This window comes from Variovorax sp. 10N432, assembly GCF_056394465.1.
Genome location: NZ_JBFTHX010000001.1, coordinates 348,668 through 374,707 on the forward strand (window position 1 = coordinate 348,668; position 26,040 = coordinate 374,707).

Annotated in this window: 27 protein-coding genes, 2 tRNA genes and 1 riboswitch; of the genes, 22 read left to right on the forward strand and 7 right to left on the reverse strand. The window is 69.5% G+C overall.

What is annotated here, in order from left to right:
* Nucleotides 1-4: 4 nt before the first annotated feature.
* The 5 genes from ssuD to AC1DF3_RS01715 all read right to left on the reverse strand — a co-directional run bounded on the left by ssuD (nt 5) and on the right by AC1DF3_RS01715 (nt 4,025).
* Complete coding sequence (gene ssuD / locus AC1DF3_RS01695) at nt 5-1,174, reverse strand: FMNH2-dependent alkanesulfonate monooxygenase (protein WP_478138662.1); 1,170 nt, start codon at nt 1,172-1,174, stop codon at nt 5-7.
* Between the two features lie 13 nt (nt 1,175-1,187).
* A complete protein-coding gene (locus AC1DF3_RS01700; RefSeq protein ID WP_478138663.1) occupies nt 1,188-2,144 on the reverse strand; it encodes a sulfonate ABC transporter substrate-binding protein in 957 nt (318 codons plus the stop codon).
* Between the two features lie 29 nt (nt 2,145-2,173).
* Nucleotides 2,174-2,314 (reverse strand): hypothetical protein, encoded by a 141-nt coding sequence (locus AC1DF3_RS01705; protein ID WP_286531975.1) that lies wholly within the window; start codon nt 2,312-2,314, stop codon nt 2,174-2,176.
* Between the two features lie 90 nt (nt 2,315-2,404).
* Entirely contained in the window at nt 2,405-2,995 is a 591-nt protein-coding gene (gene ssuE, locus AC1DF3_RS01710; RefSeq protein WP_301812759.1) for an NADPH-dependent FMN reductase, read from the reverse strand.
* 7 nt (nt 2,996-3,002) lie between these two features.
* A complete protein-coding gene (locus AC1DF3_RS01715; RefSeq protein ID WP_478138664.1) occupies nt 3,003-4,025 on the reverse strand; it encodes a sulfate ABC transporter substrate-binding protein in 1,023 nt (340 codons plus the stop codon).
* A 126-nt stretch (nt 4,026-4,151) separates the two neighbouring features.
* Here AC1DF3_RS01715 and AC1DF3_RS01720 point away from each other — a divergent pair, with 126 nt between their 5' ends.
* From AC1DF3_RS01720 to AC1DF3_RS01740, 5 genes are all read left to right on the forward strand, one after another.
* A complete protein-coding gene (locus AC1DF3_RS01720) occupies nt 4,152-4,424 on the forward strand; it encodes an oxidative damage protection protein (RefSeq protein ID WP_286531978.1) in 273 nt (90 codons plus the stop codon).
* 18 nt (nt 4,425-4,442) lie between these two features.
* The gene (gene mnmC, locus AC1DF3_RS01725; RefSeq protein WP_478138665.1) at nt 4,443-6,308 is read left to right on the forward strand and encodes a bifunctional tRNA (5-methylaminomethyl-2-thiouridine)(34)-methyltransferase MnmC2/FAD-dependent 5-carboxymethylaminomethyl-2-thiouridine(34) oxidoreductase MnmC1; all 1,866 of its coding nucleotides are present in this window, start codon (nt 4,443-4,445) and stop codon (nt 6,306-6,308) included.
* 28 nt (nt 6,309-6,336) lie between these two features.
* Nucleotides 6,337-7,236, forward strand: a complete 900-nt coding sequence (locus AC1DF3_RS01730) for a transglutaminase family protein (RefSeq protein ID WP_478138666.1) — start codon at nt 6,337-6,339, stop codon at nt 7,234-7,236.
* A gap of 161 nt (nt 7,237-7,397) precedes the next feature.
* Nucleotides 7,398-8,411: a patatin-like phospholipase family protein gene (locus tag AC1DF3_RS01735; protein ID WP_478138667.1), complete on the forward strand. Its 1,014-nt coding sequence runs from the start codon at nt 7,398-7,400 to the stop codon at nt 8,409-8,411.
* A gap of 3 nt (nt 8,412-8,414) precedes the next feature.
* Entirely contained in the window at nt 8,415-9,869 is a 1,455-nt protein-coding gene (locus tag AC1DF3_RS01740) for a GntP family permease (RefSeq protein ID WP_478138668.1), read from the forward strand.
* Nucleotides 9,870-9,963: 94 nt separating this feature from the next.
* On the opposite strand, the gene AC1DF3_RS01745 is transcribed toward AC1DF3_RS01740, so the two are convergent.
* Nucleotides 9,964-10,227: a hypothetical protein gene (locus AC1DF3_RS01745; protein ID WP_286531983.1), complete on the reverse strand. Its 264-nt coding sequence runs from the start codon at nt 10,225-10,227 to the stop codon at nt 9,964-9,966.
* Nucleotides 10,228-10,406: 179 nt separating this feature from the next.
* Here AC1DF3_RS01745 and AC1DF3_RS01750 point away from each other — a divergent pair, with 179 nt between their 5' ends.
* The 11 genes from AC1DF3_RS01750 to AC1DF3_RS01800 all read left to right on the forward strand — a co-directional run bounded on the left by AC1DF3_RS01750 (nt 10,407) and on the right by AC1DF3_RS01800 (nt 21,705).
* Nucleotides 10,407-12,473, forward strand: a complete 2,067-nt coding sequence (locus tag AC1DF3_RS01750) for a carbon starvation CstA family protein (protein ID WP_301812753.1) — start codon at nt 10,407-10,409, stop codon at nt 12,471-12,473.
* Nucleotides 12,470-12,688 (forward strand): YbdD/YjiX family protein, encoded by a 219-nt coding sequence (locus AC1DF3_RS01755; protein WP_286531985.1) that lies wholly within the window; start codon nt 12,470-12,472, stop codon nt 12,686-12,688. The genes AC1DF3_RS01750 and AC1DF3_RS01755 overlap by 4 nt, the downstream gene beginning before the upstream one ends.
* A gap of 239 nt (nt 12,689-12,927) precedes the next feature.
* A complete protein-coding gene (locus AC1DF3_RS01760; protein ID WP_478138669.1) occupies nt 12,928-14,706 on the forward strand; it encodes a nitrite/sulfite reductase in 1,779 nt (592 codons plus the stop codon).
* A complete protein-coding gene (locus tag AC1DF3_RS01765; RefSeq protein WP_478138670.1) occupies nt 14,703-15,122 on the forward strand; it encodes a DUF934 domain-containing protein in 420 nt (139 codons plus the stop codon). Before AC1DF3_RS01760 ends, AC1DF3_RS01765 begins: the two co-directional genes overlap by 4 nt.
* On the forward strand, nt 15,119-15,739 hold the full coding sequence (locus AC1DF3_RS01770) for a phosphoadenosine phosphosulfate reductase domain-containing protein (protein ID WP_301812750.1): 621 nt from the start codon (nt 15,119-15,121) through the stop codon (nt 15,737-15,739). Before AC1DF3_RS01765 ends, AC1DF3_RS01770 begins: the two co-directional genes overlap by 4 nt.
* A gap of 43 nt (nt 15,740-15,782) precedes the next feature.
* Nucleotides 15,783-16,736, forward strand: coding sequence for a sulfate adenylyltransferase subunit CysD (gene cysD / locus AC1DF3_RS01775; RefSeq protein WP_478138671.1), 954 nt, complete (start codon nt 15,783-15,785; stop codon nt 16,734-16,736).
* Entirely contained in the window at nt 16,736-18,073 is a 1,338-nt protein-coding gene (locus AC1DF3_RS01780) for a sulfate adenylyltransferase subunit 1 (RefSeq protein WP_478138672.1), read from the forward strand. Before cysD ends, AC1DF3_RS01780 begins: the two co-directional genes overlap by 1 nt.
* A gap of 43 nt (nt 18,074-18,116) precedes the next feature.
* Nucleotides 18,117-18,446 carry a ferredoxin FdxA gene (gene fdxA / locus AC1DF3_RS01785; RefSeq protein WP_162574924.1) on the forward strand — a complete coding sequence of 110 codons (330 nt, stop codon included), beginning with the start codon at nt 18,117-18,119 and terminating at the stop codon, nt 18,444-18,446.
* Nucleotides 18,404-19,468, forward strand: a complete 1,065-nt coding sequence (locus AC1DF3_RS01790) for an NAD(P)/FAD-dependent oxidoreductase (RefSeq protein WP_478138673.1) — start codon at nt 18,404-18,406, stop codon at nt 19,466-19,468. The genes fdxA and AC1DF3_RS01790 overlap by 43 nt, the downstream gene beginning before the upstream one ends.
* Before the next feature lie 81 nt (nt 19,469-19,549).
* Nucleotides 19,550-20,134 carry a phosphatase PAP2 family protein gene (locus AC1DF3_RS01795; protein WP_478138674.1) on the forward strand — a complete coding sequence of 195 codons (585 nt, stop codon included), beginning with the start codon at nt 19,550-19,552 and terminating at the stop codon, nt 20,132-20,134.
* A gap of 52 nt (nt 20,135-20,186) precedes the next feature.
* A riboswitch (TPP riboswitch) is annotated at nt 20,187-20,296 on the forward strand.
* A gap of 71 nt (nt 20,297-20,367) precedes the next feature.
* Nucleotides 20,368-21,705 (forward strand): purine-cytosine permease family protein, encoded by a 1,338-nt coding sequence (locus AC1DF3_RS01800; protein WP_478138675.1) that lies wholly within the window; start codon nt 20,368-20,370, stop codon nt 21,703-21,705.
* On the opposite strand, the gene thiD is transcribed toward AC1DF3_RS01800, so the two are convergent.
* On the reverse strand, nt 21,650-22,495 hold the full coding sequence (gene thiD, locus AC1DF3_RS01805; RefSeq protein ID WP_286531994.1) for a bifunctional hydroxymethylpyrimidine kinase/phosphomethylpyrimidine kinase: 846 nt from the start codon (nt 22,493-22,495) through the stop codon (nt 21,650-21,652). The two genes, AC1DF3_RS01800 and thiD, sit on opposite strands and share 56 nt — an antisense overlap.
* Before the next feature lie 47 nt (nt 22,496-22,542).
* Here thiD and AC1DF3_RS01810 point away from each other — a divergent pair, with 47 nt between their 5' ends.
* From AC1DF3_RS01810 to AC1DF3_RS01835, 6 genes are all read left to right on the forward strand, one after another.
* A complete protein-coding gene (locus AC1DF3_RS01810; RefSeq protein WP_478138676.1) occupies nt 22,543-23,643 on the forward strand; it encodes an FAD-dependent oxidoreductase in 1,101 nt (366 codons plus the stop codon).
* Nucleotides 23,640-23,837: a sulfur carrier protein ThiS gene (gene thiS, locus AC1DF3_RS01815; RefSeq protein WP_286531996.1), complete on the forward strand. Its 198-nt coding sequence runs from the start codon at nt 23,640-23,642 to the stop codon at nt 23,835-23,837. The genes AC1DF3_RS01810 and thiS overlap by 4 nt, the downstream gene beginning before the upstream one ends.
* A 9-nt stretch (nt 23,838-23,846) precedes the next feature.
* Nucleotides 23,847-24,665 carry a thiazole synthase gene (locus AC1DF3_RS01820; RefSeq protein WP_478138677.1) on the forward strand — a complete coding sequence of 273 codons (819 nt, stop codon included), beginning with the start codon at nt 23,847-23,849 and terminating at the stop codon, nt 24,663-24,665.
* Nucleotides 24,662-25,582: a thiamine phosphate synthase gene (locus AC1DF3_RS01825; protein ID WP_478138678.1), complete on the forward strand. Its 921-nt coding sequence runs from the start codon at nt 24,662-24,664 to the stop codon at nt 25,580-25,582. Before AC1DF3_RS01820 ends, AC1DF3_RS01825 begins: the two co-directional genes overlap by 4 nt.
* Nucleotides 25,583-25,617: 35 nt before the next feature.
* Nucleotides 25,618-25,693 (forward strand) — tRNA-Asn (locus AC1DF3_RS01830).
* A 210-nt stretch (nt 25,694-25,903) separates the two neighbouring features.
* Nucleotides 25,904-25,979, forward strand: a tRNA-Asn gene (locus AC1DF3_RS01835).
* The last annotated feature ends 61 nt before the right edge of the window (nt 25,980-26,040 follow it).

Below are 26,040 nucleotides of genomic sequence, written 5' to 3' on the forward strand. Positions count from 1 at the left end.
CTCCTCAGCTCTGCGCGGCGAGGCGCGACGGCGCATCGAGATTGGCGACGACCTCGCCGAAAGGCCCACTCAGCACCTGCCCCGGCAGGCCCGGCCGCCGCTTGCGCGGCAGCAGCGGGAACACCAGCTCCGCAAAGCGGTAGGACTCCTCCAGATGCGGATAGCCCGAGAGGATGAAGTTGTCGATACCCAGCGCCGCGTACTCCTCGATGCGGGCCGCCACGGTCTTCGGATCGCCGACCAGCGCGGTGCCCGCGCCGCCGCGCACCAGGCCGACGCCGGCCCAGAGGTTGGGACTGATCTCGAGATCGGCGCGGCTGCGTTTCGCACCGCCGGCATGCAACGCCGCCATGCGGCGCTGGCCTTCGGAGTCCATCCGCGCGAAGGCGGCCTGGGCCCGGATCACGGTCTCGTCGTCGACCCGGCTGATCAGCGATTCGGCGGCGCGCCAGGCTTCGTCCTCGGTCTCGCGCACGATGACGTGCAGGCGGATGCCGAATTTGACCGCCCTGCCCTTGCCCTGTGCGCGTTGGCGGACGTCGGCGATCTTCTTCGCGACCTCGGCGGGCGGCTCGCCCCACGTGAGGTAGGCATCGACCTGGTCGGCCGCGAGCTCGTGCGCCGGCGCCGACGAGCCGCCGAACCACACCGGCGGGTACGGCTTCTGGACCGGCGGGAACAGCAGCTTCGCGCCTTTCACGCTCAGGTGCTTGCCGTCGTAGTCGAAGCTCTGGCTGTCGTGGCTCCTGGCGATGATCTCGCGCCAGATGCGGATGAACTCGGCCGACTGTTCGTAGCGCTCGGCATGCCCAAGGAACACGCCATCGCCTTCGAGCTCGGCCTGGTCGCCGCCGGTCACGAGGTTCACCAGCAGCCGCCCGCCCGAGAGCCGGTCGAAGGTGGCCGCCATGCGCGCGGCCAGGCTGGGCTGGTGCAGCCCGGGCCGCACCGCGACCAGGAACTTGAGCCGCCGGGTCGCGCCGATCAGGCTGGAGGCGATGACCCACGGGTCCTCGCAAGAGCGCCCGGTGGGAATCAGCACGCCTTCGTAGCCGAGCGAATCGGCCGCGCCGGCAATCTGCTGCAGATAGGCCAGGTCGACCGGGCGCGCGCCTTCGGCGGTGCCGAGGTAGCGGCTGTCGCCGTGGGTGGGGAGGAACCAGAAGACTTGCATGGGCACGGGCTCCTCAGACGGCGGCTTCAAGCAAGTTGATCTTCCTGGGGATCAATCCGAGCGCAAGGAAGGTGTCGGCGATCTGCTGCTGCTCGCCGAGGATCGCCTTGGTGATCGGCCCGGTGCCGAACGGGGTGCGCGACACCGACAGGTCGACCACCGGTTGCGGCAGGCCCCAGAGCGCCGCGAGTTCGGCCGCGAAGGCGCCCCTGTTGGCCTGCGCCCACTGGTCGACCTTGTCGAGCTCCTCGATCAGGATCTTGATCACGTCGGCGTTCTTGCCCGCGTAGTCGAGCGACGAGAAATAGAAGGCCCGGTTGCCGACCACGCCGGTGGCGTCCGCGAGCAGGCGCGCATCGAGCGTCTTCTGCGCCGCGGCCAGGAACGGGTCCCAGATCACCCAGGCGTCGATCGAACCCTTCTCGAAGGCGGCGCGGGCGTCGGCCGGCGGCAGGAAGACGACGCTGACGTCGCCGTAGGCCAGGCCGTGCTTCTCGAGCAGCTTGACCAGGAAGTAATGGACGTTGCTGCCCTTGTTGAGCGCCACCTTCCGGCCCTTGAGATCCTTCACCGACTGGATCGCCGACCCCTTCGGCACGATCACCGCCTCGGACTGCGGCCGCGGCTGCGTGGCCGCGACATAGGCCAGCGGCGCGCCGGCGGCCTGCGCGAAGATCGGCGGCGCTTCGCCGACATCGCCGAAGTCGATCGAGCCGACGTTGAGCGCCTCGAGCTGCACCGGGCCGGCCGTGAACTCGGTCCACTTGACGGCAACACCGAGCGGCGCGAGCCGCTTCTCCAGCGTGCCGCGGCCCTTGAGCAGGCTCAGGTTGCCCTTCTGGTTGCCGATGCGCAGCGCGCGCGCGGGGGCCTGGGCCCAGGCGGCGAGCGCGGGCAGCGTGACGGCGGCGGCGGCGCCCTGGATCAGTCGGCGGCGACTGGACGAATGCGAATGCGAATGCGAGGTCATTGAAGTGCTTTCGATGGGTAAGGTCGATGTCACGACGTGGCCGAAGTGGCGGCGAGGAAGCCCGTGATCAGCGCGATCGCGGCCACCACGGCGACGCTGATCGCGAGGTCGGCCAGCCGTGTGCGGATGCTGCGGCGGGGCTGGAAGAGGTCGGTCGGAACGGGTGGCATGGATTTCTTTCAGGCAACGGCGCTCCCTCGCCGCCGTGCGGCGATGAACGCGAATCAAGGGGGTTGGAGCGAGGCGGCGAGTGCGCGCCGTCAGACGCTACATCGCACCTGCGAGAAGGCGACGGGCTCGAAGCCCCAGCGCGATGGCGACTGCAGCTTGAGCCCTTCGCTGGCCAGCGTGTCGACGGCTTCGTCGAGCCGCTGCGCGAGCTCGGCCTGCAGCTGGTAGGCGCCTTCGGGCTGCAGCGTGACCTGGCCGTCGGTGGCATAGACGCCGGGCAGGATCTGCCGCGCCGCCAGCGACTGCAGAACCGGGCGCAGCGCATAGTCGAGCGCCAGCATGTGGTGCGGACTGCCGCCGGTGGCCAGGGGCAGCACCGTCTTGCCCTTCAGCGCCGACTGCGGCAGCAGGTCCAGGAAGACCTTCAGCACGCCGCTGTACGCCGCCTTGTAGACCGGCGTCGCGATCACCACCACGTCGGCCCGCCGCACCTGCTCGACCGCCTGCTGCACCGACGGGTGCGAGGCCTCGCCGAGCAGCAGCGCGTGGGCCGCCAGTTCGCGGATCGCCAGCCGTTCGACCGGCACGGCGCGCTCGGCCAGCCGCGCCGCGACCGCGTCGAGGAGCACCGCCGAACGCGACGGTGCGGAGGGACTGCCGGCAATGAGAAGCACCGTCATGGCGAAATCACTTGCTCAGGTAGATCTGGTCGAACGAGCCGCCGTCGGCGAAGTGCGCCTTGTCGGCCTTGGTCCAGCCGCCGAAGGCATCGTCGATCGTGAACAGCGTGAGCTTCGGGAACTGCGACGCGTACTTGGCCTTGGCCTTGTCGGAGGTCGGGCGGTAGTAGTTGCGGCCGGCGACGTCCTGGCCTTCGTCCGAGTACAGGTACTTCAGGTATTCCTCGGCCACGGCGCGCGTGCCCTTCTTGTCGACCACCTTGTCGACCACCGCGACGGTGGGCTCGGCCAAGATGCTGATCGACGGCACGACGATGTCGAACTTCTCCGGACCGAATTCCTTCAGCGCCAGGAAGGCCTCGTTCTCCCAGGCCAGCAGCACGTCGCCGACGCCGCGCTGCACGAAGGTGATGGTCGAGCCACGGGCGCCGGCGTCGAGCACCGGCACGTTCTTGTACAACTTGCCGACGAATTCCTTGGCCTTGTCGTCGCCGCCGTACTTGCGCTTGGCGAACTCCCACGCCGCCAGGTAGTTCCAGCGCGCGCCGCCCGAGGTCTTCGGATTCGGCGTGATCACCTGCACGCCGGGCTTGACCAGGTCATCCCAGTCCTTCAGGCCCTTCGGATTGCCCTTCTTGACGAGAAAGACAATGGTCGAGGTGTAGGGTGCCGAGTTGTGCGGCAGCCGCTTCTGCCAGTCGGGCTTGACCAGGCCGCCGTGGGTGACGAGCGCGTCGGTGTCGCCGGCCAGGGCCAGGGTGGCGACATCGGCATCGATGCCGTCGATGATCGAGCGGGCCTGCTTGCCCGAGCCGCCGTGCGACTGCTTGATCGTCACGTCCTGGCCGGTCTTGGCCTTCCAGTACTTGGCGAAGACCTGGTTGTAGTCCACGTACAGCTCGCGGGTCGGGTCGTACGAGACGTTGAGCAGGGTCACGCTTTGCGCGAACGACGGCATTGCGGTCAGGGCGAAGCTGGCGGCGGCGGCGGCGCCGAGGGAAAGCTTGATAAAGTCGCGGCGAAGGCTCATGGTCTTGTGCTCTTGATAGGCATAAAGCTGAAGCCACGTATTCTGATTACGGCATATGGAATAGAGAACGACTGAGTTCTCAGTTCTAAATAGCTAAAACAACTAAGACACCCCAGAGGAATCCAAATGGCTCGCATGGTTCAGTGCATCAAGCTCGGCAAAGAAGCCGAAGGACTCGATTTCCCGCCCTATCCCGGCGAACTGGGCAAGCGGCTGTGGGAGAACGTCAGCAAGGAAGCCTGGGCCGCCTGGCTCAAGCAGCAGACCATGCTGGTCAACGAGAACCGGCTCAACCTGGCCGACGCGCGGGCCCGCCAATACCTGGCGCGCCAGATGGAAAAGCACTTCTTCGGCGAAGGCGCCGACGTGGCGCAGGGCTACGTGCCGCCACCGGCCTGAGCCGAAGGCTCCCCTGCCGTGGCCGAGCCCGTCGACTGGCGCGCGGACGGCATTCCGCGCAGCGCGCGCTTCGACGACATCTACCACTCTGAAAGCGGCGCGCCCGCGCAGGCCAGGCATGTGTTCCTCGGCGGCTGCGGGCTGCCCGCCGCCTGGGCCGAAGCGCCGCAATGGCGGATTCTCGAAACCGGCTTCGGTTTCGGGCTCAATTTCCTGACAACCTGGCAGGCCTGGCGGCGCGACCCGCAGCGGCCTCGGCTGCTGCACTTCGTGTCGATCGAGGCCTTTCCCGTCTCGCGCGACGACCTGCTGCGTGCGGCCCAGGCCTATCCCGACCTGCTGCCGCAGGCGACGCAACTCGCGGCGCAGTGGCACGGCCTGCTGCCAGGCTTCCACCGGCTCTGGTTCGACGCCGGCCAGGTGCTGCTCACGCTGTGCATCGGCGACGTCCAGCCGATGCTGCGCGCGCAACGCTTCGAGGCCGACAGCCTCTTCCTCGACGGCTTCAGCCCGCAGCGCAACCCCGCCATGTGGTCGGCCGACACCCTCAAGGCGGTCTCGCGCTTCGCTCGGCGCGGCACGCGGGTCGCGACCTGGACCATCGCGCGGGCGGTTTGCGATGCGCTGGCCCAGTGCGGCTTCCAGCTGACCAGGGCGCCCGGCATGCCGCCCAAGCGCGACTGCCTGCAGGGCGTATTCGAACCGGCCTGGGAAGTGCGCCGGCGCGGCCCTGAGGCGGCGCCGCTCGCGGCCGGGCGCTGTGCCGTGGTCGGCGCCGGTCTGGCCGGCGCCGCGGTCGCCGCCAGCCTGGCGCGCCGCGGCTGGCAGGTCGAGGTGCTCGATGCCGCTCAGCGGCCGGCTTCGGGGGCTTCCAGCCTGCCGGCCGGGCTGCTGGCGCCGCATGTCTCTCCCGACGACGCCCTGCTCTCGCGCCTGACCCGCGCCGGGATCCGCGCCACCTGGCAGCAGCTCGAACAATGGCTGGTCGAGGGCTCGGACTGGCGCGCCAGCGGCGTGCTCGAGCGGCGCGCCGACGGCGACGATCGCCTGCCGCCCGGCTGGTCGGCCGCGGGGCCCAACGAAAGCTGGCGGGCGGATCCGGTTCGGCTGATGGCCGCGGGCCTGCCGGCCGCTTCGGCCGCCCTCTGGCATGCGCGCGCCGGCTGGGTGCGGCCGGCGCGGCTGGTCGACGCCTGGCTGGCGCGGCCCGGCATCACGCTGCGGATGGGTTGCCGCGTGGCGCGGATCGAACCCGGCGGCAGCGGCGCGCCGCGCTGGGTGCTGCGTGACGCCGACGGCCGATCGCTGGCCGAGGCCGACCGGGTGGTCGTCGCCGCCGGCTTCGAAAGCCGCGCGCTGGCGCCCGAATACCCGCTGCAGCCCGTGCGCGGCCAGGTCGAATCGGGCCGCATGACAGATGGCCTGGGCCTGCCCGAAGCGCCCGTGAACGGCGACGGCCACCTGATCGCCGACGTGCCCGGCCCGGAGGGCCCGGGCTGGTTCGTCGGCGCCACCTTCGACCGCGACAGCACCGATGCCGCGCCGCGCAGCGCCGACACAGCATTCAATCGCGAGCGGCTGGCACGGCTGCTGCCTGAAACCGCAGCACGGCTCGACGGGCAGTTCGCGACCGGCGCCACCCGGACCTGGACCGGCGTGCGCTGCGCCTCGGCGGACCGCCGGCCGCTGGTCGGCCCGCTCGGGCCCGGGACGGCCGACGGCGTCTGGCTCTGCACCGCGCTCGGCTCACGCGGCCTCAGCTTCGCCGCGCTGTGCGCCGAGCTGCTGGCCGCGCAGTGGCATGGCGAGCCCTTGCCGCTGCCGGCCAAGCTCGYGGCCGCCCTGGGCACCGAGCGCGCCTGGCGCGAGAGCGAGGCTTTCTAGCCAAGCCCTCGCGGGTCCACAATGGCCCATGGCCGTCCGCTACGACATCACCCACACCACCGTCTACCGCTACAAGACGCCCGTCACCTTCGGGCTGCACCGCGTGATGTTCAGGCCGCGCGACAGCCACGACCTGCGGGTGCTGGCGACCGACCTGGTGGTGAGTCCCGATGCCTATGTGCGGATGATCCACGACCCGCACTCCAATTCGGTGGCGCTGGTGCAGCCGATGGGCGAGGCGCGCGAACTGCGCATCGTCTGTTCGTTCACCATTGAGCACCTGCCGACGCCGATCGACGAACTGGCGCTGGAGCCGGCCGCCGAGGTGCTGCCCTTCGCCTATTCGCTGGAGGACCGGCTCGACCTCGAGCACTACCTGCGGCCGCACCACGACGATCCGGACGGCACGCTGATCCGCTGGGCCCACCAGTTCCTGCACACCGACCAGCCGAACAACACGCGCGACGTACTTGCTCGCATGAACGCGCACATCGGCCAAAGCCTGCGCTACGTGGCCCGAGACGAGGAAGGCACGCAGACGCCGCTGGAGACACTCACGCTCGCCAGCGGCAGCTGCCGCGACTACGCGCTGCTGATGATGGAGGCTGCGCGCCGCCTCGGCATCGCCACCCGCTTCGTCTCCGGCTATATCTACGACGCGGCGCTCGACACCGGCGCGCCCGCCGAGCCGGGCCTGGCCGTCAGCGGCGCCGGCAGCACGCATGCGTGGCTGCACGCCTACCTGCCGGGCGCCGGCTGGATCGCCTTCGATCCCACCAACAACCTCATGGGCGGCGCCCAGCTGATCCGGGTCGGCGTGGCACGCGACCCGGCGCTGGCGGCGCCGATCTCGGGCAGCTGGTACGGCGAGCCCGAGGCCTACGAGGGGCTGGAAGCGACCGTGGTGGTGCGGCGAATCTCGGGCTGACCGTCAAAAACCGTCCGACCGCAAGCCCGACGAAGACCTTGCCGCAACGATCGGCCGGCACTTAAAGTGGCTTCCGGCGCCTTTTCCTGGGCGCGGTTCTTGCTGATGACACTGTTCCGACACGCGGTGCCGGGACACTGTCCTCACTTCGGAGGTTCTGATTGAAGACTTTTCCCATCGACCTGGCCTTGCAGGGCGGCGGCTCGCACGGCGCCTTCACCTGGGGCGTCCTCGACCGCCTGCTCGAAGAACCCTGGCTGCAGCTGGACGGCATCTCGGGCACCTCGGCTGGCGCCATGAACGCGGCGGCGCTGGCATCCGGCCACGCGGCGGGCGGGGCCGAAGGAGCGCGCGAATCGCTCGACAGGTTCTGGCGCGGCGTCTCCGATGCCGCCAAGTACAGTCCCTTCAAGCGCAGCTGGATGGACATGCTCAGCGGCACCTGGACGCTCGACAACTCGCCGGCCTTCATCGCCGCCGACCTGGCCACCCGCCTCTGGTCGCCCTACGACCTCAATCCGCGCGGCATGAACCCGCTGCGCGGCATACTGTCGGACCTGATCGACTTCGACCGCCTCTCGGCATCGCCGATCAAGCTTTTCGTGACCGCCACCAACGTGCGCACCGGCCGCGGCCGGGTGTTCCGCAACGCCGAGCTGACGCCCGACGTGCTGCTGGCCTCGGCCTGCCTGCCGACCATGTTCCACGCGGTCGAGATCGACGGCGATCCGTACTGGGACGGCGGCTATGCCGGCAACCCGACGATGACGCCGCTGATCCGCGAATGCCAGTCGAGCGACACCCTGCTGATCCAGATCAATCCAGTCGAGCGGGCGGGCGTTCCGCGCAGCGCCACCGAGATCAACAACCGGCTCAACGAGCTGTCCTTCAACTCGCCGCTGCTCAAGGAGCTGCGCATGATCGCGCTGCTGCACCAGGTGGCCGACCCGGGGCACGGCGAAGGCGCAGCGTGGGCCCGGATGCGCATCCACCGCATCGCCACCGACGCCATGCTGGCGCTCGGCGCCTCGTCCAAGATGATTTCGGAGTGGCCCTTCCTGTGCCAGCTGCGCGATGAAGGCCGGCGCTCGGCGCAAGCCTTCCTCGAGGCCCACAAGGGCGACATCGGCAAGCGCTCGACGCTCGACCTCGACGCCCTGCTCGAAGGGGTCTGAGCCATGGGACTCGCAGGGATCTTCATCGGCCTCGGGCTGCTGATCTGGCTCTCCTACCGTGGCTGGAGCGTGCTGGTGCTGGCACCGGCCGCGGCACTGATCGCCGCGCTGTTCGCCGGCGAGCCGCTGCTCGCTCACTGGACCCAGACCTTCATGGGCTCGGCGGCCGGCTTCCTGGCCAGCTTCTTCCCGCTGTTCCTGCTCGGCGCCGTGTTCGGCAAGCTGATGGACGACAGCGGCTCGGTCCAGACCATCGCCCGCTTCATGACCGAGAAGCTCGGGCCCCAGCGCGCGATGCTCGCGGTGGTGCTGGCCGGTGCGCTGGTCACCTACGGCGGCGTCAGCCTCTTCGTCGCCTTCTTCGTGCTGGCCCCGATGGCGCAGGCCCTGTTCCGGGCCGCGAACATCCCGGCCCGCCTGATGCCGGCGGCGATCGCGCTCGGCACCTCGACCTTCACGATGTCGGCGCTGCCCGGGACGCCCGCCATCCAGAACGCGATCCCGATGCCCTTCTTCGGCACCACGGCCTTCGCCGCGCCCGGACTGGGCGTGATCGCCTCGGCGATCATGCTGGGCTTCGGGATGTGGTGGCTGCGGCGCGCCGAGGCCAAGGCGCGCGCGGCCGGCGAGAGCTTCGGCACCCCGGACTCGGACGCCCACATCGATGCCGCGGAAGACCCCGTGGTGCGCGAGCGCGCCACCACCGCCGGCAGCTTCGACCCGGCCGAAGTCCAGCACGGCGAGCACGGCAGCGGCCAGCCCGGCATCGTGGCGGCCCTGGCCCCGCTGGTGGTGGTGGTGGTCGTCAACCTGCTGATGGCACTGGTCGTACTGCCACGCATCAACACGGACTACCTGGCCGAGGCCCGCTTCGGCGGCATCGGCCTGGCCAACGTCGGCGGCGTCTGGGCGGTGCTGGTGGCACTGGCCGCGGCCATGGCGGTGCTGGTCGCGCTGAACTGGAAGCGCCTGCCTTCGCTGCGCGCCACGGTCGATGCCGGCGCCAATGCCTCGGTGCTGCCGGTGGTCTGCGTCGCCAGCCTGGTCGGCTTCGGCGCCGTGGTGGCCGCCATGCCGGCCTTCGAACTGGTGCGCGAATGGGTGCTGGGCATCGGCGGCGGCCCGCTGGTCTCGCTGGCGCTGTCGACCAACATCCTGGCCGCCCTCACCGGCTCGGCATCGGGCGGCCTGACGATCGCGCTCGATGCGCTGGGTGGCACCTTCATGCAGCTGGCCGCCACCACCGGCCTCGATCCGGCGCTGATGCACCGGGTGGCGGTGATCGGCGCCGGCACCCTCGACAGCCTGCCGCACAACGGCGCGGTCGTCACGCTGCTGGCGGTCTGCGGCACCAAGCACGGCGAGAGCTATTTCGACATCGTGATGGTCGGCATCGTCGGTGCGCTGATCGCGCTGATCGCCGTCATCGTGCTCGGCTCGACAGTCGGCTCCTTCTGAGGACTTGGCCCCCACGCTCCCCCACTGCGTGTGGGTCGCTGCCCCCCCGAGGGGGCCGCAGGCCGCCTTGGGGCGGCCCGGCGCCGGCCTGGAATCACCCCACCCGCAGCCGCAACGCGGCCGGGTGGTGCTCCGGCGGCGCCGCCAGCCGGCGTGCATAGGCCGTCTCGGCCTCCTCCTGCGCTTCGCAGAGGCGCTCGAGCGCCCGGATGTCCTCCAGGCCCGGCGGCGTGCCGCTGCCGCACATGAAGTCGCCGAGCGACTCGATCATCTCTTCGCGCGCGGCGACCACGGCCAGGCGGCAGCGCACCATCTCGCCCCTCAGCTTCGCCAGCTGTCCTCTTTTCGACCGATGCACGGCATCTCCCCAATTGTTATTTGTACTACTTAGCTACTAACCGACATTAGGGCTTGGGCGCGCCCCGGTCCATATGGCTTAGGCGCTATCCGTTCCGGGCAGTCGCAATCCGATTCAATCTGCGCCTTGCGCCGGCGCCGCCGCGGCAGGAAGATGGCTGCCGCCGAAGGAGACATGCCATGAACAAGCTCACCTCCCTGCTGCTGTGGCCGGCGATCGCCATCCTCGGCGCCTTCTCGTTCGCAGCGCTGGCATTGGGCCGGGGCGAGAGCGTCAACGCGGTCTGGCTGGTGACCGCGGCGCTGTGCGTCTACTTCATCGCCTACCGCTTCTACAGCAAGTTCATCGCCGACAAGGTGCTGCGGCTGGACGACACGCGCGTCACGCCAGCGCTGCGCCACAACGACGGCATGGACTACGTGCCGACCAACAAGTGGGTGCTCTACGGCCACCACTTCGCGGCCATCGCGGGCGCCGGGCCGCTGGTCGGGCCGGTGCTGGCGGCGCAGATGGGCTACCTGCCCGGCACGCTGTGGATCCTCTCGGGCGTGGTGCTGGCCGGCGCGGTGCAGGACTTCATCGTGCTGTTCGCGTCGGTGCGGCGCGACGGCAAGTCGCTTGGCGAGATGATCAAGATGGAGCTCGGCCCGGTGCCCGGCACGCTGGCGCTGGTCGGCGTGCTGGCGATCATGATCATCATCCTGGCGGTGCTGGCGCTGATCGTCGTGAAGGCGCTCACCGGCAGCCCCTGGGGCCTGTTCACGATCTTCGCCACCATCCCGATCGCGCTGCTGATGGGCGTCTACATGCGCATCATCCGGCCCGGCCGGGTCGGCGAGGCCTCGGTGTTCGGCGTGGTGCTGCTGCTGGCATCGATCTTCCTCGGCCGGGCGGTGGCCGAGAGCGCCACCTGGGCGCCGTGGTTCACCCTCACCGGCCCGCAGCTGGCCTGGGCGCTGATCGTCTACGGCGCCATCGCGGCCAGCCTGCCTGTCTGGCTGATGCTGGCGCCGCGCGACTACCTCAGCACCTTCCTCAAGATCGGCACCATCGTGGCGCTGGCGCTGGGCATCTACTACGTCGCGCCGCTGCTGGCGATGCCGGCAACCACCCGCTTCATCGACGGCAGCGGGCCGGTGTTCTCGGGCAAGCTGTTCCCGTTCCTGTTCATCACCATCGCCTGCGGCTCGGTGTCGGGTTTCCACGCCCTGATCTCGTCGGGCACGACGCCGAAGATGGTCGAGAAAGAGTCGCACATGCGCTTCATCGGCTTCGGCGGCATGCTGGCCGAGTCCTTCGTCGCGGTGATGGCGCTGACGGCCGCCAGCGTGCTCGACCCCGGCATCTATTTCGCGATGAATGCGCCGGCGGCGGTGATCGGCACCACCGCGGCCCACGCGGCCGAGGTGATCTCGGGCTGGGGCTTCACGATCACGCCCGAGCTCATCAACCAGACCGCGATCGATATCGGCGAGACCAGCATCCTGTCGCGCGCCGGCGGCGCGCCGACCCTGGCGGTCGGCATGGCGCAGATCCTCGGCCAGGCCTTCGGCGGCAAGTCGATGGAGGCCTTCTGGTATCACTTCGCGATCCTGTTCGAGGCCCTCTTCATCCTGACCGCGGTCGATGCGGGCACGCGCGTGGGCCGCTTCATGATCCAGGACATGCTGGGCCACCTCTACAAGCCGCTGGGCGACACCGAGTTCCTGCCCGCCAACATCGTCGCGACGCTGCTGTGCGTCGGGCTCTGGGGCTACTTTCTGTACCAGGGCGTGGTCGATCCGCTCGGCGGCATCAACACGCTGTGGCAGCTGTTCGGCGTCGGCAACCAGATGCTGGCCGGCATCGCGCTGCTGCTGTGCACCAGCGTGCTCGTGAAGATGAAGCGCGAACGCTACGTGTGGGTCACGCTGGCGCCGACCGCCTGGCTGCTGGTCACGACACTGACCGCCGGCGTCCAGAAGATCTTCCACCCCGACCCGGCCATCGGCTTCCTGGCACTGGCGCGCAAGTTCGGCGATGCGGCCGCGCAAGGCACGCTGATCGCACCGGCCAAGTCGATCGCCGAGATGCAGCGCGTGGCCTTCAACAACACGCTCGACGCCGTGGTCTGCGGCTTCTTCGTGCTGCTGGTGGTCGCGATGTGCGTGTTCGCCGCCAAGATCTGCCTGCAGGCCCTGAAGCAGTCCAGGCCGACGGCGCAGGAGATCCCGCCGATGAGCGGGCCGCAGGGAGCGATGCCGTGAACGACGCCGGCAATCCCGAGGCCGAGCGCTCGCTGGGCCGCCGCTGGCAGAGCCTCTGCTCGGCCTGCCGGCAGGTCTTCGGCATGCCCGACTACGAGCGCTACCTGGAACACGCGGCCCAGCTTCATCCCGGGGCGCCGGTGCTCTCGCGCGACGACTACTGCGCCAAGGTGATCGAGCGCCGCTACGGCCAGGGCGTGGGGCGCTGCTGCTGAGCGGCCGGCGGCGCCCTGCACGACGCCGCGCCCTTTCCTAGAATCGACGGTTCCCCAGCGCTTCCGCCTTATCCGGAAGCGCACTCGAATCGCCCGCAAACCCGCATGGGGACTGGCGAATAAGCTTATCCGCATAAGGCGCGAACCAAAAAATAGTTTGTTTCCATAAGGCTCGCTCTTACATTCCACGCTCGCTTTGACGTGCGGTGGACGCGCCGCCTTCCAGCAACTGACACACGATGTACCAATACACTGATTTCGACCGCCAGTTCGTGCACCTGCGCGCCGCGCAATTCCGCGACCAGCTCGAGCGCTGGCAGAGCGGCAAGCTTGCCGAGGACGAGTTCCGTCCGCTGCGCCTGCAGAACGGCTGGTACGTCCAGCGCTACGCGCCGATGCTGCGGGTGGCCGTGCCCTACGGTGAACTGTCGAGCCGCCAGCTGCGCGTGCTGGCCAAGATCGCCCGCGAGTACGACGAGCCCGAGGCCGAGGTCTACAAGCACGCGCTGGCCACGCAAGGCAAGCTCGGCACGCACAAGCTGCCGACCCACTACGCCCACTTCACGACGCGCCAGAACGTGCAGTACAACTGGATCCCGCTGTCCAAGTCGGCCGACGTGATGGACCTGCTGGCCTCGGTCGACATGCACGGCATCCAGACCAGCGGCAACTGCATCCGCAACATCACGAGCGACGAGCGCGCCGGCATCGCGGTCGACGAGATCGCCGACCCGCGCCCCTTCGCCGAGATCATGCGCCAGTGGAGCACGCTGCACCCCGAATTCGCCTTCCTGCCGCGCAAGTTCAAGATCGCCATCACCGGCGCCAAGGAAGACCGCGCCGCCACCGGCTGGCACGACGTCGGCCTGCACCTGGTCAAGAACGAGGCCGGCGAGCTGGGCTTCCGCGTGCAGGTGGGCGGCGGCATGGGCCGCACGCCGATCATCGGCACCGTGCTGCGCGAGTTCCTGCCCTGGAACCAGATCATGAATTACCTCGAAGCGGTGATCCGGGTCTACAACCGCTACGGCCGGCGCGACAACATCTACAAGGCGCGCATCAAGATCCTGGTCAAGGCCGAGGGCCAGCGCTACATCGACGACGTCGAGGCCGAGTACAAGCAGGTCATCGAGCACGACGGTGCGCCGCACACCATCACGCAGGCCGAACTCGACCGCGTGAGCGCCTCCTTCGTGCCGCCGCAGCTCGCCACCCGCGTGTTCCGCAGCGCCGAGGCCACCGATGCCGACCTGCGCGCGCAGGCCGCCGACGACGTGATGTTCGCGCGCTGGCTGGCGCGCAACGTGGCGCCGCACCAGAACCCCGCGCTGCGCGCCGTGACGCTGTCGTTCAAGCGCCGCCTGCAGGCGCCCGGCGATGCCTCGGCCGACCAGCTCGACACCGCCGCCCAGCTGGCCGACCGCTTCAGCGCCGGCGAGGTGCGCGTCACGCACGACCAGAACCTGCTCTTGCCGTGGGTGCATGCCGAGGACCTGCACGCGCTGTGGCTCAACGCCCGCGAGGCCGGCTTCGCCAGCGCCAACGTGCACCTGCTGACCGACATGATCGCCTGCCCGGGCGGCGACTTCTGCGCCCTGGCCAACGCACGCTCGATCCCGATCGCCGAGGCCATCACCGAGCGCTACCAGGACCTCGACGAACTCGACGACCTCGGCGAGATCGACCTCCACATCAGCGGCTGCATCAACTCCTGCGGCCACCACCACAGCGGCCATATCGGCATCCTCGGCGTCGACAAGGACGGCAAGGAGTGGTACCAGGTCACGCTCGGCGGCTCCGACGGCTCGCTGCTCAGCGGCGCGGCGCAGGCCGGCAAGGTGGTCGGCCCGTCGTTCTCGGCGGCCGAAGTGCCCGACGTGATCGAGGCCGTGCTCAACACCTACCGCGACACCCGCGAAGCCGGCGAGACCTTCATCGACGCACTGCGCCGGGTCGGCATCGAACCCTTCAAGGCCGCCGCCAACGGCGCCCGCTTCAAGGTCGAGGTGGCCGCATGAACCGCACCCTGACCCTGATCGCCGCCGAGGACCATGTCGACAACGGCGACCCGACCGTGCTCCAGCTTCCCAACGACGCCGATCCGCTGGCGATCGAGGTCTGCCTGGACGACGTCGAGCGCATCGATCTCGACTTCCCGAAATTCACCGACGGCCGCGCCTACAGCCAGGCCTTCCTGCTGCGCCGCCGCCTGGGCTTCAAGGGCGACATCCGCGCCACCGGCGACGTGCTGATCGACCAGCTGGTGCAGATGCAGCGCACCGGCTTCTCGAGCGCCGTGCTCAAGGAAGGCGTCGATGCGTCGGCCGCCCAGCGCCAGTTCGACCGCTTCGCCGCCTTCTACCAGGGCGACGCGGTGCAGGCCGCGCCGCACTTCGTCGCGGCACCCGAGACCGCATCGGAGCCCTCGGCATGAGCATCGACCTCGCACGCATCAACACCGAACTCGGCCGCAACGCCGAGGGGCTGGTGGACTGGGCCATCGGGCTCGGCCAGCCGACCATCGTCACCACCAATTTCCGACCCTTCGAGGCCGTGATCCTGCACATGGTCACGCGCGCGAAACCCGATGTGCCGGTGGTCTGGATGGACAACGGCTACAACACCGAGGCCACCTACCGCTTCGCCGACGAAGTGACGAAGCAGCTGGGCCTGGACCTGCACATCTACCTGCCGCGCCGCTCCCGGGCGCATCGCGAAGCGGTGGAGGGCCCGACGCCGGCGCTCGACGATCCGCGCCACGCCGCCTTCACGGAAGAGGTCAAGCTGGAGCCTTTCGCCCGCGCCCTGCGCGAGACCGCGCCGAAGGTCTGGTTCACCGCGCTGCGGGCCACTGACACGGCCGTGCGCGCGCAGATGGACCCGGTCAGCGTCAATCCGGACGGCCTGATCAAGGTCGCGCCGCTGCTGCACTGGTCGTCGAAGGACCTGTACGCCTACTGCGAAGCGCACGGCCTCCCCAACAACTTCGACTACGTGGACCCGACCAAGGGCGAAGACAACCGCGAGTGCGGACTGCATCTCGCGCACTGAACGCCAACGCCGCACCGATTCCCCGCATTCAAGATCGCACCCGATGAACGCCCGAACCGAACCCGACCTGCTGCTGTCGACCGCACAGACGCTGGCCCACCTGTCCAACACCCAGCTCGACGCCCTGGAAGAAGAAACCATCTTCATCCTGCGCGAGGTCGCGGCCTCCTTCGAGCGGCCGACCCTGCTGTTCTCGGGCGGCAAGGATTCGCTGGTACTGCTGAAGTGCGCCGAGAAGGCCTTCGGCGCCGGCCGCATTCCGTATCCGCTGCTGATGATCGACACCGGCCACAACTTCCCTGAAGTGACGGCCTTCCGCGATCAACGCGCCAAGGAACTGGGTGCCGAGCTGATCGTGCGCAATGTCGAGGATTCGATGAAGCGCGGCACGGTGCGCCTCGCCCACCCGGGCGAATCGCGCAACGTGCACCAGTCGGTGACCCTGCTCGAGGCGATCGAGGAATTCCGCTTCGACGCGCTGATCGGCGGCGCCCGCCGCGACGAGGAAAAGGCGCGCGCCAAGGAGCGCATCTTTTCGCACCGCGACAGCTTCGGCCAATGGCAGCCCAAGGACCAGCGGCCCGAGCTGTGGACGCTGTTCAACACGCGCCTCGCGCCGGGCGAGCATTTCCGCGTCTTCCCGATCTCGAACTGGACCGAACTCGACGTCTGGCAGTACATCGAGCGCGAGCACATCGCCCTGCCCTCGATCTACTACACCCACAAGCGCGAAGTCGTCGAGCGCCGCGGCCTGCTGGTGCCCGTCACCGAGCTCACGCCGCCGCGCGATGGCGAGCAGGTCGAAGTGCGCGACGTGCGCTTCCGCACCGTCGGCGACATCACCTGCACCTGCCCTGTCGACAGCCTGGCGGCCGATGCCGGCGACGTCGTGGTCGAGACGCTGGCGGCCGATGTCAGCGAACGCGGCGCGACGCGGATGGACGACAAGACCTCCGAAGCTTCCATGGAAAAACGTAAAAAGGACGGGTACTTCTGATGACCGCCGCAACTTCGATTCCGGCGGCCTCCGCCCAGCAAGCCGAGACCGGCGCCGCCCTGCGCTTCATCACCTGCGGCAGCGTCGACGACGGCAAGAGCACCCTCATCGGCCGCCTGCTGGTCGACAGCAAGACCGTGCTGCAGGACCAGCTGGCCGGCGTGCAACGCGGCGGCGAGACCGACCTGGCGCTGCTGACCGACGGCTTGTCGGCCGAGCGCGAGCAAGGCATCACGATCGACGTCGCCTACCGCTACTTCTCGACCGCCCATCGCAAGTTCGTGATCGGCGACGCGCCGGGCCACGAGCAGTACACGCGCAACATGGTCACGGCCGCATCGAGCGCCGACGCCGCCGTGGTGCTGGTCGACGCCACCAAGCTGGCCTGGGCCGGCGAAGTGGGCGACGGCGAAGTCGTCAAGCGCGAACTGCTGCCGCAGACCCGCCGCCATACCCTGCTGTGCCATCTGCTGCGCGTGCAGTCGATCGTCTTCGCGGTCAACAAGCTCGATGCGATCGACGATGCCGAGCTGGCTTTCGAACGCATCTCGGAGGCGCTCGCGAATTTCGCCGAAGCCGCCGGCGTGCAGGTCGCCGCCACCGTGCCGATCTCCGCGCTCAAGGGCTGGAACGTGGCGTCGCGCCACCCCGACTGGGCCGGCTACAAGGGCCCGAGCCTGCTCGAACTGCTCGAGCAGCTGCCGGTCACCGCGCAGGACGAGGCCGTGCCCTTCGCCTTCCCGGTGCAATGGGTCGAGAAGTTCTCGGCCTCGGCCGACACCTCGCGCGGCCGCCGCGTGTTCTGGGGCCGGGTCGCCAGTGGCCACATCGAGCCCGGCCAGCGCATCGCCGTGCTGCCGAGCAACCAGCACGCCACCGTGGCCCAGGTGCTGAGCCACACGCGCGAGCCCAAGGCCGTGCATGCCGGCCACAGCGCCGGCATCGTGCTCGACCGCGAACTCGACGTCTCGCGCGGCGACTGGCTGCTGGCCCCCGACGCCTTCGAGCCGGTGCGCGAGATCACCGCCACGGTGGCCTGGCTCGACGACGAGCCGCTGGTGGCCGGCCGGGTCTACTGGGCGCTGCAGGGCCACCGCTGGGTCAAGGCCAAGGTGGCGCGCATCATCGACCGCGTGAACATCACGACGCTGGACGCCGAGCCGACCGACAAGCTCGAAGCCAACGCCATCGGCGACGTGGTGCTGTCGCTGCAGCAGCCGCTGGCCGTGCTGCCCTTCACCCAGTCGCGCACCTTGGGCTCGCTGATCCTGGTCGATACCGCCTCGCACCGCACCTCCGCTGCGGTGCTGGTGCGCCCTGCCGCCACAAAGGCCTAAAATTCGGGGTTTTCCCGATCATTCCCTTCCGCTTGCCAAGAAAATGACCCACGTCGTCTCCGAATCCTGCATCCGCTGCAAATACACCGATTGCGTCGACGTCTGTCCGGTCGACTGCTTCCGTGAAGGGCCGAACATGCTGGTCATCGATCCCGACGAGTGCATCGACTGCGCGGTCTGCATCCCCGAGTGCCCGGTGAACGCGATCTACGCCGAAGAAGACCTGCCGGCCAACCAGCTGGCCTTCATCAAGCTCAACGCCGAACTGGCGCTGGCCGACGGCTGGAAGAGCATCACCAAGCGCAAGCCCGCGCTGCCCGATGCCGACGAGTGGAAAGACAAGACCGACAAGATCGGGGAGTTGGTGCGCTGAGTACGCCGGCTGCGCCCATCGAAACCGATGCGCTGATCATCGGCGCGGGGCCGGTCGGGCTGTTCCAGGCCTTCCAGCTCGGCCTGCTCGAGATCTCCTGCCACATCGTCGACGCCCTGCCGCGCGCGGGCGGCCAGTGTGTGGCGCTGTACGGCGACAAGCCGATCTACGACATCCCCGGCACGCCGGTCACGACCGGCAGCGGCCTGGCCGAATCCCTGCTGCGGCAGATCGCGCCGTTCAAGCCGCGCATCCATTTCGACGAGCAGGTCGCGACGCTGGCCCGCCAGGAGGACGGCCGCCTGCTGCTCGGGACCTCTCGCGGCAACGCCTTCCTTTGCAAGACGGTCTTCATTGCCGCCGGCGTCGGCGCCTTCGTCCCGCGGCGCATCGCGGTGGAAGGCATCGCCCGCCTTGAAGGCACGCGGCTTTTCTACCATCCCGACGCCCTCGAGCGCTTTGCGGGCCAGTCGGTGATCGTCCACGGCGGCGACGATGCCGCCCTGGAGACCGCGCTGGCACTGCTGCCGCTGGCCAAGGCGGTCACGCTGCTGCATCGCCGCGACGTCTTCCAGGCCGAGGAGGCCACGGTCGCGGCCGTGCGCGAGCGCATCGCCGCCGGCGCCCTTCGCCTCCAGGTCGGGCAGCCGGTCGGTTTCGATCCGGCCCATCTGCAGGTCGCCACGCCCGACGCGCAGACCGTCGTGCTGCTCTTCGACACCCTGATCGGCTGCCTGGGCATCTCGCCGCGGCTCGGGCCGATCGCCGACTGGGGACTGGCGCTCGAGCGCAAGCAGCTGCCGGTCGACACCGAGAAGTACCAGACCCAGGAGCGCGGGGTCTTCGCCGTCGGCGACATCAACACCTACCCCGGCAAGAAGAAGCTGATCGTCTGCGGCTTCCACGAGGCCACGCTGGCGGCCTGGGGCGCGGCGGCGATCGTTTTTCCCGACAAGTCGATCCCGCTGCAGTACACCACCACCAGCACGCGGCTGCACCAGCTGCTCGGCGTCGCCCACTGAGAAAGAACCGATCGATGCCTGAACTTGAGGTGAACACCCCGTTCATGGTGGGGACACCCGCTGGCCTTAGGATCGCCTGACATGCAGGACGTCAACATCTCTCTTTTCCAATGGCTCGGCGCGGGCCATGCGCCCGACGCGCAGTTCCTCTGGCTGGCGACGCTGCTGGCCGACGGAACCTCCTGGCTCTGCCTCGCACTGCTGGCCGTGGCCGCCTGGCGGCAGCCCGCACAACGCGGCTACCTGATGGCGACCCTGGCCGCCGCCGGCGCCGCCGCGCTGGCCGCGCATGCGCTGGCCCAGGCTCTCAATCTCCCGAGGCCCTTCGTCGCCGGCCTGAGCCCCAACTACATCGCCCACGGCGCCAGGGGTTCGCTGCCGAGCGCGCATGCGAGCGTGATGTTCACGCTGGCACTGGTGCTCTGTCTGCGCCCGGCCTTGCGAACGCTTGGCCTCGCGGTGTTCGCGATCGCACTGGTCACCGGCTGGGCCCGCATCTACGTCGGCGCCCATTTCCCGTTCGACATCGCCGCAGGGCTCGCGCTGGCGATCGTGATCACGGGGCTGTTCTGGGTGCTGTCCATCGGCGTGCGCCGCATCGTCCTGCCGCTGATCGCCCGCGACGATGCGCGCTCGGCAAAGCCCACGGGCACTCCCGCCGCCTGAGCGGGCCCGCCGGCCCCGGCCGGCTCTACAATCGACCTGCTTCGCCTGACGGAAGCAACGCTAGGGGTGCCGGCCCGCAACACGCAGTTGCAGGCCGGCTGAGAGAGTCCCTTTGAACCTGACTGAGGTAATCCTCGCGCAGGGAAGCTGGTCCGGCGGCCGCCACGTTTTCTCGCGCGGCGGTCGGGTCGCCGGCCTCGCCCACCTGCCACACACTTGCATGGAGCAAATGGATGGCAAACACAACCCATGAACAGGCCTCGGCCGCGGCCAACGAGGCGCTGACGCCGCTTGGCGAATCGCACCGCGTCTTCCAGTGGCGCGACCACATGGCGCTCTGGTTCAGCCTGGGCGTCGGCCTGCTGGTGATGCAGATCGGCGCCTATCTGGTGCCCGCGGTCGGCACCCGCGACGCGATGCTGGCGATCGTGCTGGGCTCCTGCATCGGCGCCGGCCTGCTGGCCTGGACGGCCCGCGTCGGTTGCGAAAGCGGCCTGGCCAGCGCCGGCCTCATGAACGCCACCTACGGCAGCGCCTTCGCGCGGCTCCCGGTGCTGCTCAACATCGTGCAGCTCATCGGCTGGACCACCTTCGAACTCGTGATCATGCGCGAAGGCGCCCAGGCCATCGGCGCGCAGGCTTTCGGCTGGTCGCTCGGCGGCCCGCTGGGCACCGTCCTGACGACGCTGCTGTGGGGCGCCGTGCTGCTGGCCTTGCTGGCCGGCTCGATGGTCAAGCTGGTGCGCCGCTTCGTGAGCCGCTTCGGCCTGCCGCTGGTGGTGCTCTCGCTGGCCTGGCTGAGCTGGCAGTTCGCGGCCCGGCTCCACGCCAAAGGACTGGACGCCTTCTGGACCCGCCCCGGCGACGGCTCGATGGGCATGTTCGGCGCGCTCGACCTGGTGATCGCCATGCCGGTCTCGTGGCTGCCGCTGGTGGCCGACTACGCACGCCACGGCAAGCGCAGCGCGGGCGGCCTGGGCGGCGCCTTCAGCGGCACCTGGATCGGCTATGTGCTGGCCAACATCTGGTGCTACGCGCTCGGCGTGATGGTCGTGAGCGTGGCCGAGCCCGGCACCGACCTGGTCGCCGCCCTGCTGCTGGCCCAGGGCGGCCTGGTCGCACTCGGCCTGATCCTGATCGACGAGCTCGACAACGCCTACGGCGATGTCTACTCGGGCTCGGTGTCGGCCCACAGCCTGCGGCCGCGCTGGAGCGTGCGGCGCTGGGGCCTGCTGCTGGCCGCGGTCTGCATCGGCTTCGCGCTGGTGCTGCCGATGCACACGCTCGAACCCTTCCTGCTGCTGCTGAGTTCGGTGTTCGTCCCGCTCTACGGCGTGATCCTCGGCCGGCTCGGCACCGGCAACGCGCCGGTGCCGCTCGGCAGCCGCCGCGTCGACCCGGCGGCGGCCGGCCTCTGGATCGGTGGCATCGCGGTCTACCACGCCTGCGCCGCCTGGGCGCCGCAGTGGGGCTCGGCGCTGCCGACCCTGGCCCTGACCTTCGTGTTGGCCCTGGTCACGCGCCCGGCACAGGCAGGCGAACGCTCGGCACTGGTGCAAAGCCGTGGTTGAGGGGACCGTGACCGGCGCCGACCTGCATGTCCGCGCCCGCCGCCATGGCGGCGACCACATAGCCGCGGGCGCGTTCCACCGCCACGGGCAGCGCATGGCCGAGCGCCAGGTGGGCAGCGATCGCCGACGACAGCGTGCAGCCCGTGCCATGCAGATTGCGGCTCGCGATGCGGCTGGAAGAGAGCCGCAGCCGCTCGCCGTCGGCCTCGGCCAGCAGGTCGACCACGTCGTCGCCCGGCAGGTGGCCGCCCTTGAGCAGCACCGCCCTGGCACCCAGGGCGAGCAGTTCGGTGGCCGCGTCGTCGAGCGCATCGACCCCGTCGATCGCATGGCCGATCAGCAGCGCCGCCTCGTCGAGGTTGGGCGTGACGACGATCGCGCGCGGGAACAGTTCGCGCACCAGCTCGGCCACCGTCTCGGCGGCGATCAGCCGGTCGCCGCTGGTGGCGACCATGACCGGATCGAGCACCACGTTGGGCAGCTTGTAGTGGTCGATGGCCCAGGCCACCACCTCGACGATCTCGGGCGCATGCAGCATGCCGAGCTTGACCGCGTCGACCCCGATGTCCTCGACCACCGCCTGGATCTGCGCCTTCAGGAAGGCCGGCGGCACGCCGTGGATGCCCGACACGCCAAGCGTGTTCTGCGCCGTCAGCGCGGTGATCGCGGTCATCCCGTAGCAGCCGAGGGCCGAAAAGGTCTTCAGGTCGGCCTGGATGCCGGCGCCGCCGCCGCTGTCGGAGCCGGCGATCGAAAGCACGCGTGCGTAGCGGGAAAATGCAGAGGTCATGTTGAAAATTATCGACCACGCACGCCGTGGCCCACGCTGAGCCCGCAATGAGCCCGTCGCAAGAATTCCCTTTCCGCTCCGCGGCCGTGCTCGGCGCCGGGCTCATGGGCCGGCTGCTGGCACTGGCACTGGCCCGGGCCGGCTGCGAGATCGACCTGTATGAAGCCGGTGGTCCGCAGGCCGAGGGCGCCGCCGCACGGGTGGCTGCTGCGATGCTCGCGCCGCTGGCCGAATCGGCCGTGGCGCCGTCCTCGGTCGTGCGCATGGGGCATCACGCGCTCGACCGCTGGCCGACGCTGATCGCAGCGCTCGCGGCCCCGGTGTTCTTCCAGCGCGAAGGCACGCTGGTGCTGTGGCACCGCCAGGACGCCGCCGAGGCCGCGCGGCTGCGCCGCGTGCTGGAGCGCACCGGCGAACGGGTGCCGGAGCTGCCCGCGATGCGCACGCTCGACGCCGCCGGCATCGAGGCCATCGAACCCGCGCTGGGGCGGCGCTTCGCGCAGGCGCTGCTGCTGCCCGACGAAGGCCAGCTCGACAACCGCGCCTTGCTCGACGCGCTGCTGGCCACGCTGCAGGCGCAGCCGAAGGTCCGGCTGCATTGGCAGGCGCCGCGCGCGCCCGACGACTTCAGTCCCGGCGCCACCGGCCAGCCCGAACGCGTGATCGACTGCCGCGGCCTCGGCGCCAAGCCGCAGTGGGGCGCGCTGCGCGGCGTGCGCGGCGAAGTGATCCGGGTCCATGCGCCCGAGGTCACGCTGCGGCGGCCGACGCGGCTGGTGCACCCGCGCTACCCGATCTACATCGCACCCAAGCCCGATCACCTGTTCGTCATCGGTGCCACCGAAATCGAGTCGGACGACATGTCGCCGGCCAGCGTGCGTTCCACGCTCGAACTGCTGAGCGCGGCCTACGCGGTGCACAGCGGCTTCGCGGAAGCGCGCATCGTCGAGATCGCGACCCAGTGCCGCCCGACCCTGCCCGACAATCTGCCGGCCGTGCGCGAGCTGCGCCCGCACGTGATGCAGATCAACGGCCTCTATCGCCACGGCTTCATGATCGCGCCGGCGATCCTCGACATCGCGCTCGAACTGCTGGCCACCGGCCAGTCGGCGCTGGCCGGCCGCTTCGGCCTCGCAACCCATCCATGAACCTGCTGATCAACGACCAACCCCACCAGCTGCCGGCCGGCGCGACGCTGTCGGACGCGCTTGCGCTCATCGAAGCCAAGCCGCCGTTCGCCGTCGCCGTCAACCGCCAGTTCGTGCCACGCTCGAACTACGGCGCGCATCTGCTGCAGGCCGACGACCGCATCGAAGTGATCCGCCCCGTGACGGGCGGCTGAGGACACACCATGACACCGATTCCCCCCAACGATCCGCTCGTGCTCTACGGCCAGAGCTTCGACAGCCGGCTGCTGCTCGGCACCGCGCGCTACCCCTCGCCCGACGTGCTCGAGGCGGCCGTCCGGCGCGCCCGGCCCGCCATGCTCACTGCCTCGCTGCGACGCCAAACCGCGACCTCGAACGGCGCCGGCAGCGACAACGGCTTCTGGGACCTGCTGCGCCGCCTCGGCGTGCCGGTACTGCCCAACACGGCCGGCTGTCACAGCGTGCAGGAGGCGATCGCCACCGCGCAGATGGCGCGCGAGCTGTTCGATACGCCATGGATCAAGCTCGAGCTGATCGGCGACGACTACACGCTGCAGCCCGACACGCTGAACCTTGTCGACGCCGCCGCGCAGCTGATCCGCGAAGGCTTCCAGGTGCTGCCCTACTGCACCGAGGACCTCGTGCTGTGCCAGCGGCTGGTCGATGTCGGCTGCCAGGCCGTGATGCCCTGGGCGGCGCCGATCGGCACCGGGCGCGGGCCGGTCAACCCCTACGCCTTGCAGGTGCTGCGCGAGCGGCTGTCGGTGCCGCTGCTGGTCGACGCCGGGCTGGGCTTGCCCTCGCATGCCTGCCAGGTGATGGAATGGGGCTATGACGGCGTCCTGCTGAACACCGCGGTGGCGCTGGCGCAGGACCCGGTCGCGATGGCCGGCGCCTTCGCCGACGCAGTGCAGGCCGGGCGCAGCGCGCACCATGCGGGCGCGATGGCGGCGCAGGATTCGGCCCAGCCGAGCACGCCGGTGCTGGGTACGCCTTTCTGGCATCACGCAGCATCCCAATGACCGCCATGACCGACCCCTCCACCATCGCACGGGCCATCGTGGCGGCCCACGCCGCGCGCTTTGGCACGACGAGCCACGCCACGGATTCGTTCACCTCCGACGACCCGGTCTACCGCGGCGCGAAGCAGGCCTGCGGCACCCTGGGCTTCATCGACATCGACGCCGAATGCCTGGCGCGCGCATGGCGGGCACAGAGCGAGCGCACCGGCCGCTTCGACGCCGAGGCCTGGCCCGACACCCCGGCCGATTTCGGCCTGCGCTCCTTTCCGCCGACGCGCCGCGACGACGCGTTTCCGCCCTGCCCCGAGAAGCTGGGCCTGTATGCGGTGCTGCCCGATGCCCCATGGGTCGGGCGCATGGCGCGCGCCGGCGTGCCGACGGTGCAGCTGCGCTTCAAGTCGGACGATGCCGGCGCCATCGAGCGCGAGGTGCGGGCGGCTGTCGAGGCGGTGCGCGGCACGGGCGCCCTGCTCTTCATCAACGACCACTGGAAGCACGCCATCGCTGCGCGGGCCTACGGCCTGCATCTGGGCCAGGAAGACCTCGACGCGCTGGCTCCCGCAGAATTGCGGACGATCCGCGACGCCGGCATTCGCCTCGGCGTCAGCACCCACGGCTACGCGGAAATGCTTCGCGCCGACCTCGCAAGCCCGAGCTACATCGCGATGGGCGCRGTCTACCCGACCACGCTCAAGCGGATGGCGACCGCGCCCCAGGGCGTGGCGCGCCTGGCTGCGTATGCGCGGCTCATGCGTGGCTACCCGCAGGTCGGCATCGGCGGCGTCGATGAAGAGCGCATGCCCGAAGTGCTGGCCACGGGCGTCGGCTCGGTGGCCGTGGTGCGCGCGCTGGTGGCCGACCCGCAGCCCGAGGAGGCGGCACGGCGGCTGATGGCGATCTGCAACAGCGCCGCCTGAGAGGGCCAAAAACCACGCTATAATCTAAGGCTTGTTCCTCGATAGCTCAGTCGGTAGAGCGCCGGACTGTTAATCCGTAGGTCCCTGGTTCGAGCCCAGGTCGAGGAGCCAGAATCAAGCCGCAGTGAACCCGTTTTGCGGCGGCGACAACAAGAAGAGCTTCGGCTCTGCATTCGGCCTCTACAACGAGCTTCGAGTGTCTCTGCAGAACGCGCCCATGCCGGCGCGTTTTTTTTTGCTTCGGCGACTTCGATTTTGTAGCGCGTCACGTGTGTGCCTGGGGAATCGGCCCCTTCACTCGATATATAATTTGAGGCTTGTTCCTCGATAGCTCAGTTGGTAGAGCGCCGGACTGTTAATCCGTAGGTCCCTGGTTCGAGCCCAGGTCGAGGAGCCAGAATGTGCCGCAAGGCCACTGGATGCCCCGCTACTCAAAAGGTAGCGGGGCATTTTCCATT